The organism is Planotetraspora mira, from assembly GCF_016863275.1.
Classification (GTDB): Bacteria; Actinomycetota; Actinomycetes; order Streptosporangiales; family Streptosporangiaceae; genus Planotetraspora; species Planotetraspora mira.
This window is the reverse complement of the sequence record NZ_BOOO01000019.1, coordinates 1-17,430: the sequence shown is the minus strand read 5'-3', so window position 1 is coordinate 17,430 and position 17,430 is coordinate 1. Positions and strand designations below refer to the sequence as shown.

Sequence of the window (17,430 nt, the reverse complement as noted above, 5' to 3'; positions counted from 1 at the left end):
CTGCCGGCCCAACGCGACATTCTGCGGGCGCATGCCCGAAGTTCCGTCAAAATGCTACAGGTGGTTGACGGGTCACAAGATAAGTGTGGAACATGAGCTGACGATCGGCATGGCGGCGGGAGAAGGACCCATGACCTTCACGGCACGGGCACCGAGCACATCCGAAGACGCGCCGGGGGAGGGGGACCCCGCTCCGCAGGCTCGGGTCGACTTCCAGACGTATCCGTCGCGATACCGCCACTGGCGCGTCGGCGTGGAGGGCCCGATCGCGACCGTGACCATGGACGTCGACGAGCAGGGCGGCCTGGTGCCGGGATACGAGTTGAAGCTGAACTCCTACGACCTGGGCGTGGACATCGAGCTGTACGACGTCGTACAGCGGTTGCGGTTCGAGCACCCCGAGGTCCGGACGGTCGTGCTGACCGGCGGCAAGGAGAAGATCTTCTGTGCGGGCGCGAACATCCGCATGCTCGCCGCCGCCCCGCACGCGTGGAAGGTGAACTTCTGCAAGTTCACCAACGAGACCCGCAACGGGATGGAGGACGCCACCGCCAACTCGGGCCAGACCTACGTCGCCGCGCTGAACGGCACGGCGTCCGGCGGCGGCTACGAACTGGCCCTGGCCTGCGAGCACATCATGCTGGTCGACGACCGCTCGTCGGCGGTCTCGTTGCCGGAGCTGCCGCTGCTCGGCGTCCTCCCCGGGACCGGCGGCCTGACCCGGCTGGTCGACAAGCGGCACGTGCGCCGCGACCTCGCCGACTACTTCTCCACCCGGTCCGACGGGGTGGGCGGCAGGAAGGCCGTCCAGTGGCGGCTCGTCGACGAGGCGGTGCCCCGGTCCAAGTGGGAGGAGACGGTCGCGGAGCGGGCGGCCGCGTACGCGCGCGAGTCGGGCCGCCCGACCGGCGCGACCGGCATCGAGCTCACCCCACTGGACCGGACGCGGACCGGCGAGCGGATCTCCTATCGCCACGTGACAGCCGTCCTCGATCGTGCACGCGGCTGCGCGGAGATCACCGTGCTCGGCCCGGACGCCGATCCGCCGACGGCCGTCGCCGGGATCCACGAGCAGGGCGCCGGCTTCTGGACGCTCGCCGTCACGCGGGAACTGGACGACCTGATCCTCGACCTGCGCACCAACGAGACCGATCTCGGCACGTGGGTCATCCGGACGAAGGGCGACGCCGCGCGGGTCCTCGCGTACGACGCACTGCTGCTCGGAAACGGCGGCGACTGGCTGGCCAACGAGATCGTGCTGTACCTCAAGCGCACGCTCAAGCGGCTGGACGTGACCAGCCGCAGCCTCATCGCGCTGATCGAGCCGGGCAGTTGCTTCGCCGGCTCACTCCTGGAGCCGGCGCTCGCGGCCGATCGCTCCTACCAGTTGTCCGGCGTCTTCGAGGACGCGGACCCCGGCGTGGATCCGGCCACGGTCACCGTCGGGCCGATGAACCTGGGCCCGCTGCCCATGGGCAACGGCCTGACCCGCCTCGGCACGAGGTTCCACGGCGACGCCGACGCCCTCGCGACGGCCGGGGCGCGCGCGGGTGAGGCGCTGGAGGCCGAGGACGCCGAGCGGCTCGGACTGGTCACGTTCGCCCCCGACGACATCGACTGGGCCGACGAGGTGCGCATCGCGATCGAGGAGCGGGCCAGCTTCAGCCCGGACGCGCTCACCGGCCTGGAGGCGAACTACCGCTTCGCGGGCCCCGAGACGATCGAGACCAAGATCTTCGGCCGGCTCGCCGCATGGCAGAACTGGATCTTCTACCGCCCCAACGCCTCCGGCCCCGATGGCGCGCTGCGCAGGTTCGGCACCGGACAGCGCGCCGACTTCGACAAGAAGCGAGTGTGACGCCGTTGACGACCCCCGCCGACTACTCCGAGAAGATCCCCAACAACGTCGATCTGCGCGAGGACCGCCGGTTGCAGCGCGCTCTCGAGTCCTGGCAGCCCGACTTCCTCAACTGGTGGGAGTCGATGGGCCCCACCCTCCCCACGGAGGACGTCTACCTGCGCACGGCCGTGAACGTCGGCCGCGAGGGGTGGGCCCACTTCGGGCACGTTGCGATGAAGGACTACCGCTGGGGCATCTTCCTGGCCGAGCGCGACCGCGACCGGCGCATCGCCTTCGGGCAGCACCGGGGCGAGCCGGTATGGCAGAAGGTGCCGGGGGAGTACCGCGCCGACCTGCGGCGCCTGATCGTCATCCAGGGGGACACCGAACCGGCCTCCGTGGAGCAGCAGCGCAACCTCGGCGCCACCGCGCCCAGCCTCTACGACATGCGCAACCTGTTCCAGGTCAACGTCGAGGAGGGCCGTCACCTGTGGGCGATGGTCTACCTGCTGCACGCGTACTTCGGCCGCGAGGGCCGCGAGGAGGCCGAGGAGTTGCTGCACCGCAACTCCGGCAGCGAGGAGTCCCCCCGCATCCTCGGGGCGTTCAACGAGGAGACCCCCGACTGGCTCTCGTTCTTCATGTTCACCTACTTCACCGACCGCGACGGGAAGTACCAGCTCGGCACCCTCAAGGAGAGCGCGTTCGACCCGCTGTCGCGCACGTGTGAGTTCATGCTCAAGGAGGAGTCGCACCACATGTTCGTCGGCACGACCGGCATCGACCGCGTCGTCGAGCGGACCGTGCAGCTCATGCTGGAGCACGACACCGACGACGTCGGCGGCCTCGGCGGGATCCCGCTGAACGTGATCCAGAAGTACCTGAACTTCCACTACTCGGTGTCGCTCGACCTGTTCGGCTCGGAGACCTCGACCAACGTGGCCAACTACTTCACCGCCGGGCTGAAGGGGCGCTGGTCGGAGGAGCGCCGCCGGGACGATCATCGCCTGACCGACGACTCGGTCATGGTGGACGCGGTCGTGGACGGCCGGATCGGCCAGACCGAGGTGGCGGCCCTCGTCGGGCTGAACACCGACCTGCGCCGGGAGTACATCCGCGACTGCCAGAACGGCGTCAACCGGTGGAACAGGATCCTGGAGGAGGCCGGGTTGCCGCAGCGGCTCCGCCTGCCGCACACCGCGTTCAACCGGCGGGTCGGCGTCTTCTCCGGCATCGAGGTCACCCCCGAGGGTGAGGTGATCTCGGTCGAGGAGTGGGAGCGGCGCAGGGGCGCCTGGCTGCCCACCGACGTCGACAAGACCCACGTCCGGTCGCTGATGCGGCCGGTCCACGAGCGGGGGAAGATCGCGGCCTGGATCGCGCCGCCGCGCCAGGGGATCAACGGCAAGCCGTTCGACTACGACTACGTCCACCTCGCCTGAAGCCGGACGGTGTGCAATGACCGATCTGTTCAACGCCTGTACGTACCTGCTTGATCGGCACATCGAACGAGGGGACGGCGAGCGCCTGGCGCTGACCGGCGCACAGGGAGACGTGAGCTACGCCGAGTTACACGACCGGGTCCGGCGCACCGCCGCCGGGCTGCGGGACATCGGCCTGCGGCCCGAGCAGCGACTGCTGATGTTCATGGCGGACTCGCCCGACTTCGTCGTGGTGTTCCTCGCCGCCATGCGCATCGGCGCCGTACCGGTCCCGGTCTCCACGATGTCGCACGCCGACGGCCTGACCGAGTTGCTCCGCGACTCGCGGGCACGGTTGCTGGCGGTGTCGCCCCAGTACGCCGGGGTCGCCGCGGCGGCCGCGGCCGACGCCCCCGAACTGGCCGGGATGCTCGTCGGGGGAGCGTCCGTCGCCGCGAGTGTTCCCGTCCACTCGCTCGACTCTCTCCAGTCGCTCGACGAGTCTCTCGACGAATCAGGCGACGAGGTGGGCGCGATGGACAAGGCGGACGAGGTGTACCCGACGACCGCGGACTCGCCGGCCTTCTGGCTCTACACGTCCGGGACCACGGGCACGCCGAAGGCCGCGATGCACCGGCACGGATCGATCCGCGTGGTGTGCGAGACCTACGGCAGCCAGGTGCTCGGCATCCGCCCCGGCGACCGCTGCCTGTCGGCGGCCAAGGCGTTCTTCGCGTACGGGCTGGGGAACTCGGTGCTCTTCCCCCTGTCGGCCGGCGCCTCCGCGATCCTCGAAGCCGCGCCTTCGCGGCCCGACACGCTGGCCGAGCGCGCGAGGGAGCACGGCGCGACGTTGTTCTTCGCCGGGCCGACGTTCTTCGCGAACATGTTGCGCGCGGCCCTGCCGCCGGACGCGCTGAGCGGGGTCCGGCTGTCCGCGTCGGCGGGCGAGCCCCTGCCCGCCACCCTGTACCAGCGGTGGACCTCGCACTTCGGGGTCGACATCCTCGACGGCATCGGCATGACCGAGATGTTGCACATCTTCCTGTCCAATCGCGCGGGCTCCGTGCGCGCGGGCACGACGGGCGTCGCGGTTCCCGGCTACGACCTGCGCATCCTCGACGAGGAGGGAAGGGAGGTGCCGGTGGGCACCCCGGGAACGCTGTTCGTCCGCGGTGATTCCACCGCCACCGGATACTGGTCGCGCTACGCGGCCTCCCGGCAGGTCTTCCAGGGAGAGTGGCTGCGGACCGGTGACACGTACGTCCGGGAGGCGGACGGCTACTACACCTGCCTCGGCCGTACCGGGGACATGCTCAAGGCCAGCGGCATCTGGGTCTCGCCCGCCGAGGTCGAGAACCGGCTGCTCGCGCACGACGCGGTCGCCCAGGCCGTCGTCGTCGCCGCGTTCGACGCCGACGGGCTGGAGAAACCCGTGGCGTACGTCGTCCTGAACGAGGGCGGCGCGGCCGGTGAGGGCGAGCTGATCGAGTTCTGCCGGGCGGGCCTGCCGTCGTTCAAGCGCCCCCGCAGGATCGTCTTCGTCGACGGCTACCCCACGACGGCGACCGGCAAGATCCGCCGCGTCGAATTGCGCGCCATGGCGGCCGAGGTGCTGATCGACGGCACCGCCGCCCGCGGGGTGCACTGATGCTCGACGGCCGCCCCCTCGTGGACGTCCACCTGCATGCCGCGCGGCTGCCCACCCTGAAGCCGGCGTGGCGGCAGTGGGCGCACGACTTCGGGGGAACGGCGGTGCTCGAGCGCGTCTACGACGCGGAGGGCACGGTCGATCCCGTGCGTTTCGACGCGTACCTCGAGGAAGAGGGCGTCGACGTCGCGTTGGTGCTCGCGGAGTACAGCCCGAAGGCGACCGGGATCCAGCCGATCGAGGACCTGTTGCCGCTGACCGCCCACAACCCCGGCCGCGTCCTCGCGATCGCGAACGTCAATCCCCACCTGCACTATCCCGTGGACGAGGAACTCCAGCGCCAGATCGACCTCGGCGCCGTGGCGTGCAAGATCCACCCGGTGCACGCGGGCGTCGCGGCGAACGACCGGTCGCTGTATCCCGCCTATGAGGTGTGCCAGGCCGCCGGCATCCCGCTCGTCGTGCACTGCGGCACGAGCACCTTCCCCGGCTCGTCCAATTCCTTCGCCGACCCGATCCATCTCGACGACGTGCTGCGTGACTTCCGCCGGCTCGACATCGCGCTCGCGCACGGCGGCCGGGGCTGGTGGTACGACGCGGCGGCGTTCATGGCGCTGTCCAGTGAACGGGTCTGGATCGAGTTGTCCGGCCTTCCCCCGTCCCGGCTGCGGGAGTACTACGCGAGGCACAACTGGAACCGCCTCGCCCGCAGGATGATCTTCGGCACGGACTGGCCGGGTGTCCCCGGCATCGCGAGGAACGCCCGGGCGATCGCCGCGCTGTGCCCGGACGAGGAGACTGCGGGGCTCGTCCTCGCCGGCAACGCCGCCCACGTCTACAACCTGACGACTCCCCCCAGGCGTGATCATGCACAGATTCGTGGATTGATGGCGTGAGCTGCGGAAACAAGTTTCGTGATCATGCGCAGGTTCGGAGGAATGCACGCTGACCTGCGGTGATGTCAATCGTGATCATGCACGGCATGCACGGTATGCGCGGAACGCGGGCCCCGATGCGGCGCGCATGAAAGCCGGTCGTAGGGCCCGGGCCGGCCCGGTGCTTCCACCGGGCCGGCGGCCCGCTGGGTCAGTGCCCGTGGCCGGAGTGGCCGTCGTCGTTGTGGTCGTTGTGGCTGTTGTCGTTGTGCCCGTCGCCGTTGTGGCCCTTGCCTCCGTGGTCGTTGTCGTGGCCGCTGTTGTGGCCGTTGTTGTGCCCATTGCCGTGGCCGTTGTCGCCGTGGCCGTTGTTGTCGTGGTGCGAGTAGTCGCGGGAGAAGTCCCGGCTGTGCAGGTCGTGCTGCCGGGCATAGGTGGCCGAGACGGCCTTCCACTTGCCGCCGGTCCACCGGTAGAAGCGGTGGCCGTCGAAGCGGTAGCGCGTGCCGTGGCTGGAGCTGTACCAGTCGCCGTGGCCGTTGTAGCGGTACCACCACCGCGATCCGTCCCACCGCTGGGTGTCACTGTTGTGCCGCACCGTCAGATGGCTCGCCGAGACGGTGCTGTGGCTGACACTTTCAACCGTGGCTGCTGAAGCGGCCCCACCCGCGGCGAAGATGACGCCCCCCGTGACAGCCAGAGTGGCAGCCGCGGTCGCCAGGCGACGAGTGATCTTGCTCATGGTCCAAACCCCCTGATGTGCACGCTCGTCCGGTGACTCCATTGACGCCAGACGTTGCGCGTGCTCTGTGTTACGTGTGTGTAAACCGCAAGCTCAGCGGCTTTTGTTCCATTCATCCTATGATGTGATGATCATCACGTATGGGAAGTTTTTACCGTTTTGGGGGAATTCGAAAATCGGTCCGAGCTGGTCCGGCTACGGCCGTACGGCCAGGCGTGATCTTGACATCGCCGACAAATCTCCCGCGACTTTTTCGTCGATCAGGCCACCTGCCCGGCCCGGTACACCCTGGCAGCGTTGTGGGGAGCGCCCCGGAGGCATCGCCCACGGGGCGGATCCAGGAACGGAAGGGGTCGTCGATGGGAGACGGAATGAAGGCGGGCGCGTCGGTCACCGGGCTCGGCGCCACCACGCCGCTGGGCGGTGACGTGGCCTCCACCTGGGGCGGCATGCTGGACGGACGATCCGGCATCACCCTGGTGGACGAGGACTGGGCGGAGGACCTGCCCGTACGGATAGCCGGACGGATGCGGGTGGACCCCGCCGAGGTGCTGGGCCGGGTGCCCGCCCGCCGGCTGGACCGCTGCCAGCAGGCCGCTCTCGTCGCCGCGCGGGAGGCGTGGGCGGACGCCGGCGCCCCCGAGGTCGAGCCCGAGCGCCTGGCGGTCGTGATCGGCACAGGTGTCGGCGGGGTGCTGACCACGCTCGCCCAGGACGACCTCCTCGAGGAGTCCGGGCCGAGGAAGGTCTCTCCGTACACCGTGCCCATGCTGATGCCCAACGGCCCCGCGGCCGTGGTCAGCATCGAGTTCGGCGCCCGGGGCGGCGCCCACACGCCGGTGAGTGCGTGCGCCTCCGGTGCGGAGGCGATCGCCATGGGCCTGGACCTCATCCGCCTCGGCCGTGCGGACGTGGTGATCGCCGGTGGCGCGGAAGCCTGCGTGCACCCGCTCACCCTCGCCGGGTTCGCCCAGGCCAGGGCCTTGTCCAGGCGCAACGATGCCCCGCAGGAGGCCTCCCGGCCGTTCGACGCCGGGCGCGACGGGTTCGTCCTCGGTGAGGGAGCGGCCCTGGTGGTCCTCGAACGCGAGGAGTTCGCCGCCGCCCGCGGAGCCCGGGTGCACGCCACACTGGCCGGCGCGGGCACCACGTCCGACGCCCACCACATCACCGCCGCCGACGCGGCCGGTCAGGTACGCGCGATGCGGCTGGCTCTGGACTCGGCGGGCCTGGACGCGCTCGACGTCGGACACGTGAACGCCCACGCCACGTCGACCCCGACCGGCGACCTGACGGAGACCCGTTCGATCGCCGAGGCGCTGGGAACGCATCCAGCGGTCACCGCCACCAAGTCGATGACCGGGCACATGTGCGGGGCCGCCGGGGCCATGGGCGCGGTCGCCGCGATCCTCGCCATCCGCGACGGAGTGATCCCCGCCGTCCGCAACCTGGACGACCTCGACCCGGAGGTCAAGCTCGACGTCGTCATGGGGCGGCCGCGTCAGGGCCGGTGGACGGCGGCGATGGCCAACTCCTTCGGCTTCGGCGGCCACAACGCGTCCCTGGCCTTCACCACTCAGCGGTGAAGCGCGTGGCGGCCTCGCCGGAATGCTCTCCGAGATCTTGACGTTTCCCGCATCGTCGGAATCACCGAACCACGGAGGCACTGGCATGACGCACATCAGAGAGCTCTACCTCACGGCGGCCGAGTCGGCGGCGAAGCTGATCGGCACTCCTCAGGTGGCCGCCGCGTGGCACGAGCCCAGTGCGCTGCCGAAGCTCAGCGTCCAGGGGCTGGCCGGCCATCTGGCCGGGCAGATCTTCTTCATCCCCAAGATGCTCGCCGAACCGGTGCCGACAGAGGAGATCATCCCGATCCACGACTACTACGCACGGGTGAGCTGGATCGGATCGGACATCGACGATCCGTTCAACGTGGGCATCCGGACCAGCGGCGAGAAGGACGCGGCCGCGGGCCCGGCGGCGCTGGCGAGCCAGGTCGAGGGCGTCGTCGAGGAATTGCGGACCGTCCTGCCGTCCGCGCCGTCGCGGCCGGTGCGGCGCCCGACCTGGGGACCGTGGTCGATCAGCCTGGACGATTTCGTGACGAGCCGGCTGCTGGAGGTCGTCGTCCACTGCGACGACCTGGCCTACAGCGTGGGGGTGCCGACGCCCGAACTGCCCTCGGAGGCCGTCGAGACCGTCGTCGACCTGCTGTCGCGGATCGCGCTGCGCCGGCACGGCGCGACCAGCGTGGTGCGTGCGCTCAGCCGTACCGAGCGCGCGCCCGCCTCGATCTCCGCACTCTGAGGAGTCACGGCTACGTCCGGGGAGGGGCCGGCCGTACGCGCTGATCCAGCGCCTGCACCCACTTGACCGCGACCGCGGCGACCTGGATCAGTTCGGCGCGCAGATGTTCGGGGTCGTCCTCGGCGAACGCCTCCATGACCTCCTCGTAGAGGATGTCCCGCCAGGTGGGCAGGCCACGGGCCGCGGCGTCCTCCACCGCCTGCCTGGCCCGGTCGGCGTCGGGCCGGCGCTCCGGCCCGGTGCCGTCGGGGTGTTCCTGCACGCCCCACATGGCGTCCTGGGCCACGCGTTCCGCGGTGACGTCCGCCAGCACCTTGGCCAGCGATCCGGGGGCGCCGTAGTCGCCGGGCCGGGTCATCGTGTCGGTTCCCCTCTCAGCAGGGGCCCGGGACCGGCGCGATGTCGGTCGGGCCGGGAGCCTTGGCCGGTGCGTCAGTCGGCAGGTTCAGGCAGAAGCTCTTTCCGTCGGCCAGCGTAAGGGCGACGAATTCGGGTTTGGCGGGGAACGTCACCGTGGCACCGGGCTCGACTGACGTGGCCACCTGCACGGCGAGCGTGCGCGGTTCACGGGCCTCTTCGAAGCTCAGCTGAAGGATCTTCTGCGTGATGGTGGCGGCCTTGAACATGTCGGCACCGCCGTCTCCCCGCGCCGGTATCAGGTTGAATTCCTGGGCCTCTTTGCGCTGCTCGGCTGCCTGGTGATGGACGAAGGCCACCAGACCGCCGGTCAACGCGAAGACCACCAGTGCGCTGACCACCCAGCCCATCCGATTGGCGGTGTAAGCGGCATCGCTCGGCTCGACGGCATCCGGATTGCGAAAGCGCCAAGCGGTGGACGACCGCCAGCGCTCTTTCGGGTTGATCAGGGCGACCAGCAGCATCACGACCCCGATGGTCGCTCCCACCGCCACCGCTACTCCGATGTCGAGGTCCGCCCCCGGATACCCACCAGGGGGTACATAAGCCGCGATCTTCTGCTGCACAGCCGAACACTATCCCCTCGGTGATCTAGGCCGCGGGAGAGATCACGCCGCCGGACGAGCCGTCTCCCTGAGGACGGTGAGAAGGGCTTCGGGCGTGTCGACCACGGAGATGACCTCCGGAGCGGTGAACTCATCCGGCTCGCCGAATCCCCAGCGGACGGCGACGGTCCGCACGCGGCACTCGGCGGCGCCCGCGACGTCCTCGCGGCGGTCGCCGACCATGACGGTCGCCTCGGGCGTGGCACCGAGCACGTCGAGCGCGTGGCGGACGACATCGGCCTTGTACCGCCGGGATCCGTCCAGGGTCGCCCCGGCCACGTAGGTGAAGAAGCCGTCGAGCTGGAAGTGCTCCAGGATCTTCTCGGCGAAGACGGCCGGCTTGGACGTGGCCACGCCCAGCGTCCAGCCGTCGGCGACGAGGGCGTCCAGGACGGCGGGGATCCCCGGGATGACCTCGTTCTCGTACATCCCGACTTCGGTGAACCGTTCGCGATACGCGACCACCGCGGCGTCGACGTCCTCGACTCCGAGCCGGGAGAAGACGTCCTGCAGCGGAGGCCCGATGGAGGCGCGGAGGGTCGCGTGGTCCACCTCGGGCAGTCCCATCGCCGACAGGCCGTGTTGCATCGAGCGGACGATTCCGGTCTCGGGATTCGTCAGCGTGCCGTCGAGGTCGAAAAGGCAGTACCGGGGAGGCGTCATGTGCGGCCGTTCGCTCCTTGGTCGTCGTCTACCGGGTGCCGGGCGTGATCCCGGCCTAGGCGGTGAGGATACGGAGTGGCTGGTCGCCGGCCTGCACCGTCCACCCGTCCGCATGCCGCTCCAGCACGGTCCCGGGTGAGGACTGCTGGTCGGAGGGCACGCCGTACACGCTGCGGACCGTCTCCTCGGCGCCGTCGAGGCGGATCCGCGCCTTGGGGGAGGTGACGTTCAGCGCGGCGACCCGGCGGCGGATCGTGACGACGGGTTCCGTGAGGTCGATGAGGCACTCGGCGTCGGTGTAGAACGGCGCCTCGGACGCCTTCGACGGATCCTGCGGGGTGCCGGGCTCGCCCGCGACGGCGCGGGCTGCGCCTTCCTCGAGGCATTCGGCCAGCATCTCGTTCCACATCGCGAACAGTGTGGGACCGTCGAGATCGTCCGGCAGCGGTCGCTCGCGCTGGCTCAGGATGGCGCCGGTGTCGAAGTCCTGCTCGGTCCGGTGGAGGGTGGCCCCGACCGTGGTGGCGCCCTCATAGACCAGGCGCCCCGGGTTGGGCCCGCGGCCGGTGGGCAGCAGCGACGGGTGCAGGTTGAGCGCACCGTACTTGGCGATGCCCAGGATCTCGGAGGGGATCAGCCGAGGGAACGCGGCGGATATCACCAGGTCGGGCAGCAGCGACTCGATCACCGGGGCGGCGATCGAGCGCAGTTGCCCGGTGACGAGCACGTTGGCGTCACGCGGGAGATCGACGACGAACGGGGTCGCGTTCTTGTCGTAGCGCTCGTTGGCGCCGGTCGGCGGCGTCACCACCAGGACGATCTCGTGGCCGTGTCGTTCCGCCCAGCCGGCGACCAGGCGATATCCCGGCATATAGGCATGCATCGCCACAATGCGGAGCTTTCGTGCATTCACGCGGAAAGTCTGCCACACCTGCCATAGCCCGTCCCGGAGGCGGAGAACCCTGAGACGCACCTCACCTCGCTGGGGGCGCCCAACAAAATCGGTTGTCCCGCCAGACGGCCGTCTGTTGTACTCACAGTGACAGCCGATCCACCAAGGAGGCGAAATGCGCGCAGCGTGCATGTCCACCCAGCAGGCGAATTCCACCTACCCGAAGGACATGACGCTACGTGAGCACGCTGAACTTGGGGATCTTGGCGCATGTAGACGCTGGTAAGACCAGCCTGACCGAGCGGCTGTTGCATGCCGCCGGTGTCATCGACGAGATCGGCAGCGTCGATGACGGCAACACCCAGACCGATTCCCTGGCGCTGGAACGCCAGCGCGGAATCACCATCAAGTCCGCCGTCGTGTCGTTCGTCATCGGCGACGTCACGGTCAACCTGATCGACACGCCGGGTCACCCGGATTTCATCGCCGAGGTCGAACGGGTGCTGAACGTGCTCGACGGCGCCGTGCTGGTGATCTCCGCCGTGGAGGGCGTGCAGGCGCAGACCCGTGTGCTGATGCGGACGCTGCAACGGCTGCGCATCCCCACCCTCATCTTCGTGAACAAGATCGACCGCGGGGGCGCGCAGGACGAACACGTCCTGCGGAACATCACGGAGACGCTGACGCCGTACGTCGTCCCGATGGGGTCGGCACACGGCCTCGGCGGGCGCGACGCCGGCTTCACGCCGTACGGCGCGGCCGACGGCGCCTTCACGGCGGCGATGGCCGATCTCCTCGCCCGCCACGACGACGCGATCCTGGCCGCGTACGTCGACGACGAGACCCCGGTCGCGTACGGCAGGCTGCGCGACGAACTCGCGGCGCAGACCGGGCGGGCCCTGGTGCACCCGGTGTTCTTCGGCTCGGCGATCACGGGCGCCGGCGTGGACGCGTTGATCTCCGGGATCACCGAGTTGCTCCCCGCAGGTGAAGGGGACGCCGACGGGCCTGTCTCCGGCACCGTGTTCAAGGTCGAGCGCGGACCGGCCGGAGAGAAGGTCGCCTACGTCCGCATGTTCTCCGGAACCGTCCGGACGCGTGACCGTCTGCGCTTCCACGGCGACGACGGGCGAGACGACGAATGGAAGGTCACCTCGGTCCGCGTCTTCGACCGCGGATCGGCCGTGCCCCGCGCGTCGGTCGCGGCGGGGGAGATCGGGCAGCTCTGGGGTCTCGCCGACGTCCGGATCGGCGACGCGGTCGGCCTGCCGCGAACGGCCTCGGAGGCTCATCACTTCGCACCGCCCACGCTGGAGACGGTCGTCGTTCCGCGACATCCCGGAGAGAAGGGTGCGCTGCATGTCGCGCTCGCCCAGCTCGCCGAGCAGGATCCGCTGATCAATCTGCGGCAGGACGACATCCGGCAGGAGTTGTTCCTCTCGCTCTACGGCGAGGTGCAGAAGGAGGTCATCCAGCAGACGCTGACGACCGACTTCGACATCGACGTCGACTTCCGCGAGACGACGACGATCTGCGTCGAACGGCCGATCGGCACCGGCAGCGCCGTAGAACTGCTCGGCAAGGCGCCCAACCCGTTCCTCGCCACCGTCGGGCTGCGCGTCGATCCGGCCGCCCCCGGTTCCGGTGTGCGGTTCGGGCTGGACGTGAAGGTCGAGTCGATCCCGCTCTACGTGTACAAGGCCGTCGAGGAGTTCCGTGCGGCGCTCGAGGAAACGGTGCGGGAGACGCTGCGCCAGGGCCTGCGCGGATGGCAGGTCATCGACTGCACGGTGACGCTCACGCAGTGCGGCTACACCTCTCCGGAGACCACCGCGAAGGACTTCCGCCTGCTGACGCCGCTGGTGCTGATGAGCGCACTGAAGCGGGCCGGCACCGTGGTGTGCGAGCCGATCCACCGCTTCCACCTCGAGGTTCCGGCCGACACGGTCGGAGCGATCGCCCCCGTGCTGGCCCGGCTGCGTGCCGTGCCGCGGGCGACGGCGACGCGGGGCCCGGCGTGCACGCTGGACGGTGACATCCCGGCCGACCGGGTGCACGACCTGCAACAGCGGTTGCGGGGGCTCACCCACGGCGAGGGGGTGATGGAGTCCGTCTTCGACCACTACGAACCGATCCGCGGGCCGGTCCCCGTCCGGCGGAGGACAGACCACAACCCGCTCAGCCGCGAGGAATACCTGTTGCACGTCAGGCGGCGGGTCTAGCCGATGACGCCTGCCACCGACCGGGTGACGACCCGGCGTTCCGTCCTGCTCCACCTTCGACCCGGGCGTCGCTCCGCCCTGGCCCTCGCCGTGTCCGTCGCCGCCGCCACGGCGCTGCCGCTGCTCGCGCCCCCCATCACCGCCCGCTTCGTCGACGACGCGATCGCCGGAGCGGGCACCCGCCATCTCGCGCTGATCGCCCTCGGCTACCTCGCACTCGCCGTCGCCGGGCAGGTGGCGCGGATGTTCACCGGCTGGCTCGCGAGCCGGCTCGCGTGGGACGGCACGAACCGTCTGCGGGAGACCCTCGCCGAGCACGCGCTCGGTCTCGACATGGCCTACCACGGCAGGCACACGCCCGGCGAGATGATCGAACGGGTGGACGGGGACGTGGTCGCCGTCGCCGAGTTCGTCGTCGCGTTCCTGCTGGACGTCGTCGCGGGCGTCCTGCTGCTCGCCGGCGTGACCGTCATCGTGTTCACCGTCGATCCGCGGATCGGCGGCTTCCTGCTGGTCTACTGCGTGCTGATCGGCTTCGGCATGGCCCGCGCACAGCGGCTGGCCGTACCGTCCGCGGCCCGCGGGCGCGCGGCCGGCGCGGCGCTCTTCGGCGACCTGGAGGAACGGCTGGCCGGCATGGAGGACATCCGGGCCAACGGCGCGGGGGAGCACGCCGTGCACCGTCTCTACCAGGCCAGTTCCGCCTGGTATTGGGCGAACTACCGCAGCGGGCGGATCGGGGTCGGCCTCCTCGCGGGCACGTGGGTGGCGTTCGCGGCAGGTACGGCCATCGCCCTCGGCCTCGCCGCGTGGGCCCAGAGGTCCGGGGCGATCACGGTCGGCACCGCCGTGCTGCTCTTCCAGTACACGTTGATGGTGCGGGCGCCGTTCGAGCGGCTGATCGACCAGTTGAGGCAGTACCAGGCCGCGCTGGCCGGTATCACCCGCATCGGCGGCCTGCTCGCCGAGCGGCGCACGTTGCCCGCGCCCGCCGTCCCCCGGCCCTTGCCGGACACCGGGCCGCTGGGGCTGTCTCTCGACGGCGTGGGCTTCGCGTACCCCGACGACGGCGAACAGGTGCTGTCGCATGTCACCATCAGCCTGGCGCCGGGCGAGACGCTCGGCCTGGTGGGCCGTACGGGCAGCGGAAAGACCAGCATCGCGCGACTGGTGCTACGGCTGTACGACCCGACCGAGGGAGCCGTACGGGTAGGCGGGGTCGACCTGCGCGACGCCGACCCCGTGTCGGTCCGTCGCCGGATCTGTGCCGTCACGCAGGACGTGCAGATCTTCGCGGCGGGCGTCCGGGACAACCTGACGCTCTTCCGGCCGCCGCCCGACGACCGCCTGCTGCGTGCCGTACTCGAGGACGTCGGTCTCGGTGACTGGCTGGCGGCCCTGCCCGACGGGCTCGACACCGTGCTGGGAGGCGTCGCGGGGAGCGGTGTCTCGGGGAGCGGCGTCTCTGCCGGTGAGGCGCAGTTGCTCGCGTTCGCCCGGGCGTTCCTCGCCGACCCCGGGCTCGTCGTGATGGACGAGGCGTCCAGCCGGCTTGATCCGGCCACAGAACGACGCATCGAGCAGAGCGTCGACCGGCTGCTCACCGGCCGGACCGGGGTGCTCATCGCGCATCGGCTCTCCTCCTTGTCCCGCGTGGACAAGATCGCCGTCATCGACGGCGGAAGGGTCGTCGAGTACGGCCGTCGCGAGGATCTCGTGGCGGATCCGGGCAGCAGGTTCGCCCGGATGCTGAGCATGGCGGGGGTGAGCCGATGAGGCCCGTGTCGCTGGTGGCCGCCCGCCTCGTGGTCAACGATCTGCGCCGCTATCTCATCGGCGGCGCCCTGTGGCTGCCGGTCAGCGTCATCCCGCTCGGGAGCGGGCTGTTGCTGCAGCAGATCTTCGATCGGATCAGCGGACACAGCGTCGCGAGCCTGGACCGGGTTCTCTGGTTGTGCGCGGCGTTCGTGGGCGTGGAGGTGGTCCGCAGCCTGATCCTCTACGTCGCTCATCTGTATGGGGGGTACTGGTGGGACGCCATGGCGACCCTGCTGCGGGCCAACATTCTGCGCTCGGTGCTCACCGCGCCCGGCCCCGCCGCGGCCCGGCTGCCGTATTCGCCGGGCGAGTCGGTCGCGCGTCTCCGTGACGACGTGGGCGACCTGGTCGAACTCGTCGACGAGAGCGTGCCCCTCGCCGGGGCGTTCCTCTTCAGCGGCGGCGCGCTGGCGATCATGGCGTCCATCGATCCCGTCATCACCCTCGTCCTGGTGGTGCCCATGATCGTGATCGGTGTGCTCAGCCGGCTGATGAGCGAGATGGTCCGAAGGCTCCACAGTCGTGCCCGGGTGCTCGGCGCGGCCGTCACGGCGTACATCGGCGAGACCTTCGGCGGCGTGCTGGCGATCAAGACCGCCGGTGCCGAGGACGCGGTGCTCGAGCGCCTGCGCGAGCACAACCGGAGGAGACGGGACGCGGCCGTGAAGGATCGGCTGGCGACCGACATGCTCGAGACCTCCACGAGCGCGACCGTCGAGATCAGCATCGGCCTCGTCCTGCTCCTCGCCGCGTCCGCGATGCGCCGCGGCGACTTCACCGTGGGAGATCTCGCGCTGTTCACCAGCTATGTCGGCTGGCTCACGGCGCTGCCGCGCATCATCGGCCGGGTGCTCTACCGCCTGCCCCAGGCCGCGGTCTCGACGGAGCGGCTCACCCGGCTGATGGCGCCGCATGAAGACGTCGATCACCTGTCGCGGAACAGCGGTGTCTGGTTCCACCGGGAACCGCCCCTCCCGCCGGCGTCCGCACCGGATCACGGTGACGCACTCGAGGTCGTCGAGGCGCGCGGGCTGACCGTACGCCTCGACGAGAGCGGGCGCGGCGTGCACGCGGTCGACCTGCGGATCAGCAGGGGATCGTTCACCGTCGTCACCGGCGCCGTCGGATCGGGGAAGACGACTCTGGTACGCGCCATGCTCGGCCTCGTGCGAGCGGACGAGGGCACGATCTTCTGGAACGGCAGGCCCGTCGACGATCCCGCAACGTTCCTGGTGCCGGGCCGTGCGGCGTACGCGAGTCAGGTCCCGCGGCTGTTCTCCGAATCGCTGCGGGAGAACCTGCTCCTCGGGCGGTCCGGCAGCGACGGGGATCTCGCCCGCGCGCTGGAGTCGGCGGCGTTCGAGGAGGACCTGGCGGAGATGCCCGACGGCCTGGACACGATCGTCGGCCCCCGTGGCGTACGGCTGTCCGGTGGCCAGGTGCAGCGGGCGACCGCCGCGCGAGCGCTGGTCCGGATGCCGGACCTGCTGGTCGTCGACGACCTGTCGTCCGCTCTTGATGTGGAGACGGAGAAGCTGCTGTGGGACCGGATCGCCGATGCCGCCCGCGATGGGCGGGGCCCCGAGACCCTGCTCGTGGTGTCGCACCGGCAGGCGGCGCTCGAACGGGCCGATCAGGTCATCGTGCTCGATCGCGGCCGGGTCGTCGGACGTGGCCCGCTCGGTGACGTGCTCGAGAACTGCCCGGAGATGCGGCGGCTGTGGCATGAAGAACTCGTCGTCGAAGCCGAAGAGCAGCCGGAGCATCCGGTACGGCGCGGCGGTTGACCACTGTGTCTTGTGATCCCTGTCTCTTGGCATGCCTGCGGCCTGCGTGGCCGGGTCGGCCACGCAGGAGGCGTTTCGCGACTGCCACTCCAGTGATCATGTTCGTCTCGGGCGTTTCGCGTGGGGGTTGAGGTAGGTGAAGGCCCAGCGGTCTTTGCCTTGTCTGCGGCGTTGGTAGCGGTGGGGG

At 70.1% G+C, this 17,430-nt stretch carries 14 protein-coding genes; 9 read left to right on the top strand and 5 right to left on the bottom strand.

The window, feature by feature from the left end; genetic code table 11:
* Nucleotides 1–130 precede the first annotated feature (130 nt).
* Genes boxC through Pmi06nite_RS18100 form a run of 4 tightly spaced genes read left to right on the top strand, consistent with a single transcriptional unit; the run spans nt 131 to nt 5,808 of the window.
* Nucleotides 131–1,858: a 2,3-epoxybenzoyl-CoA dihydrolase gene (gene boxC / locus Pmi06nite_RS18115; RefSeq protein WP_203954213.1), complete on the top strand. Its 1,728-nt coding sequence runs from the start codon at nt 131–133 to the stop codon at nt 1,856–1,858.
* Nucleotides 1,855–3,282 carry a benzoyl-CoA 2,3-epoxidase subunit BoxB gene (boxB, locus tag Pmi06nite_RS18110; RefSeq protein ID WP_239113995.1) on the top strand — a complete coding sequence of 476 codons (1,428 nt, stop codon included), beginning with the start codon at nt 1,855–1,857 and terminating at the stop codon, nt 3,280–3,282. The genes boxC and boxB overlap by 4 nt, the downstream gene beginning before the upstream one ends.
* Before the next feature lie 16 nt (nt 3,283–3,298).
* Entirely contained in the window at nt 3,299–4,912 is a 1,614-nt protein-coding gene (locus Pmi06nite_RS18105; RefSeq protein WP_203954211.1) for a benzoate-CoA ligase family protein, read from the top strand.
* Nucleotides 4,912–5,808, top strand: a complete 897-nt coding sequence (locus Pmi06nite_RS18100; protein WP_203954210.1) for an amidohydrolase family protein — start codon at nt 4,912–4,914, stop codon at nt 5,806–5,808. Before Pmi06nite_RS18105 ends, Pmi06nite_RS18100 begins: the two co-directional genes overlap by 1 nt.
* 190 nt (nt 5,809–5,998) lie before the next feature.
* Here Pmi06nite_RS18100 and Pmi06nite_RS18095 read toward each other — a convergent pair whose 3' ends face one another.
* On the bottom strand, nt 5,999–6,529 hold the full coding sequence (locus Pmi06nite_RS18095) for a hypothetical protein (protein WP_203954209.1): 531 nt from the start codon (nt 6,527–6,529) through the stop codon (nt 5,999–6,001).
* A 359-nt stretch (nt 6,530–6,888) separates the two neighbouring features.
* Here Pmi06nite_RS18095 and Pmi06nite_RS18090 point away from each other — a divergent pair, with 359 nt between their 5' ends.
* Together Pmi06nite_RS18090 and Pmi06nite_RS18085 are read left to right on the top strand one after the other, a co-directional pair.
* Nucleotides 6,889–8,115, top strand: a complete 1,227-nt coding sequence (locus tag Pmi06nite_RS18090; protein WP_239113994.1) for a beta-ketoacyl-[acyl-carrier-protein] synthase family protein — start codon at nt 6,889–6,891, stop codon at nt 8,113–8,115.
* An 85-nt stretch (nt 8,116–8,200) separates the two neighbouring features.
* The gene (locus Pmi06nite_RS18085; protein WP_203954208.1) at nt 8,201–8,839 is read left to right on the top strand and encodes a maleylpyruvate isomerase N-terminal domain-containing protein; all 639 of its coding nucleotides are present in this window, start codon (nt 8,201–8,203) and stop codon (nt 8,837–8,839) included.
* A 10-nt stretch (nt 8,840–8,849) separates the two neighbouring features.
* Here the strand turns inward: Pmi06nite_RS18085 and Pmi06nite_RS18080 are convergent, their stop codons facing one another.
* The 4 genes from Pmi06nite_RS18080 to Pmi06nite_RS18065 are packed head-to-tail and all read right to left on the bottom strand — an operon-like array spanning nt 8,850 to nt 11,437.
* Complete coding sequence (locus Pmi06nite_RS18080) at nt 8,850–9,197, bottom strand: hypothetical protein (RefSeq protein ID WP_203954207.1); 348 nt, start codon at nt 9,195–9,197, stop codon at nt 8,850–8,852.
* Nucleotides 9,198–9,213: 16 nt separating this feature from the next.
* On the bottom strand, nt 9,214–9,822 hold the full coding sequence (locus tag Pmi06nite_RS18075) for a DUF6199 family natural product biosynthesis protein (RefSeq protein ID WP_203954206.1): 609 nt from the start codon (nt 9,820–9,822) through the stop codon (nt 9,214–9,216).
* 42 nt (nt 9,823–9,864) lie between these two features.
* Nucleotides 9,865–10,524, bottom strand: a complete 660-nt coding sequence (locus Pmi06nite_RS18070; RefSeq protein WP_203954205.1) for an HAD hydrolase-like protein — start codon at nt 10,522–10,524, stop codon at nt 9,865–9,867.
* Nucleotides 10,525–10,579: 55 nt separating this feature from the next.
* The gene (locus tag Pmi06nite_RS18065) at nt 10,580–11,437 is read right to left on the bottom strand and encodes a methionyl-tRNA formyltransferase (RefSeq protein ID WP_203954204.1); all 858 of its coding nucleotides are present in this window, start codon (nt 11,435–11,437) and stop codon (nt 10,580–10,582) included.
* 218 nt (nt 11,438–11,655) lie between these two features.
* Between Pmi06nite_RS18065 and Pmi06nite_RS18060 the strand changes: the two genes are divergently transcribed.
* From Pmi06nite_RS18060 to Pmi06nite_RS18050, 3 genes are read left to right on the top strand one after another with little or no spacing between them, the layout of a single operon-like run.
* On the top strand, nt 11,656–13,638 hold the full coding sequence (locus Pmi06nite_RS18060) for an elongation factor G (protein WP_203954203.1): 1,983 nt from the start codon (nt 11,656–11,658) through the stop codon (nt 13,636–13,638).
* 3 nt (nt 13,639–13,641) lie between these two features.
* Nucleotides 13,642–15,414, top strand: a complete 1,773-nt coding sequence (locus Pmi06nite_RS18055; RefSeq protein ID WP_203954202.1) for an ABC transporter ATP-binding protein — start codon at nt 13,642–13,644, stop codon at nt 15,412–15,414.
* The gene (locus Pmi06nite_RS18050) at nt 15,411–17,243 is read left to right on the top strand and encodes an ABC transporter ATP-binding protein (RefSeq protein ID WP_203954201.1); all 1,833 of its coding nucleotides are present in this window, start codon (nt 15,411–15,413) and stop codon (nt 17,241–17,243) included. The genes Pmi06nite_RS18055 and Pmi06nite_RS18050 overlap by 4 nt, the downstream gene beginning before the upstream one ends.
* Nucleotides 17,244–17,430 lie beyond the last annotated feature (187 nt).

Excerpts from the sequence above, each read along its gene's own strand:
- Pmi06nite_RS18080 (WP_203954207.1), bottom strand. The coding sequence starts at position 9,197 with ATGACCCGGCCCGGCGACTACGGCGCCCCCGGATCGCTGGCCAAGGTG.
- Pmi06nite_RS18095 (WP_203954209.1), bottom strand. The coding sequence starts at position 6,529 with ATGAGCAAGATCACTCGTCGCCTGGCGACCGCGGCTGCCACTCTGGCT.
- boxC (WP_203954213.1), top strand. The coding sequence starts at position 131 with ATGACCTTCACGGCACGGGCACCGAGCACATCCGAAGACGCGCCGGGG.
- Pmi06nite_RS18085 (WP_203954208.1), top strand. The coding sequence starts at position 8,201 with ATGACGCACATCAGAGAGCTCTACCTCACGGCGGCCGAGTCGGCGGCG.
- Pmi06nite_RS18100 (WP_203954210.1), top strand. The coding sequence starts at position 4,912 with ATGCTCGACGGCCGCCCCCTCGTGGACGTCCACCTGCATGCCGCGCGG.
- Pmi06nite_RS18055 (WP_203954202.1), top strand. The coding sequence starts at position 13,642 with ATGACGCCTGCCACCGACCGGGTGACGACCCGGCGTTCCGTCCTGCTC.
- Pmi06nite_RS18050 (WP_203954201.1), top strand. The coding sequence starts at position 15,411 with ATGAGGCCCGTGTCGCTGGTGGCCGCCCGCCTCGTGGTCAACGATCTG.
- Pmi06nite_RS18070 (WP_203954205.1), bottom strand. The coding sequence starts at position 10,524 with ATGACGCCTCCCCGGTACTGCCTTTTCGACCTCGACGGCACGCTGACG.
- Pmi06nite_RS18090 (WP_239113994.1), top strand. The coding sequence starts at position 6,889 with ATGGGAGACGGAATGAAGGCGGGCGCGTCGGTCACCGGGCTCGGCGCC.
- Pmi06nite_RS18105 (WP_203954211.1), top strand. The coding sequence starts at position 3,299 with ATGACCGATCTGTTCAACGCCTGTACGTACCTGCTTGATCGGCACATC.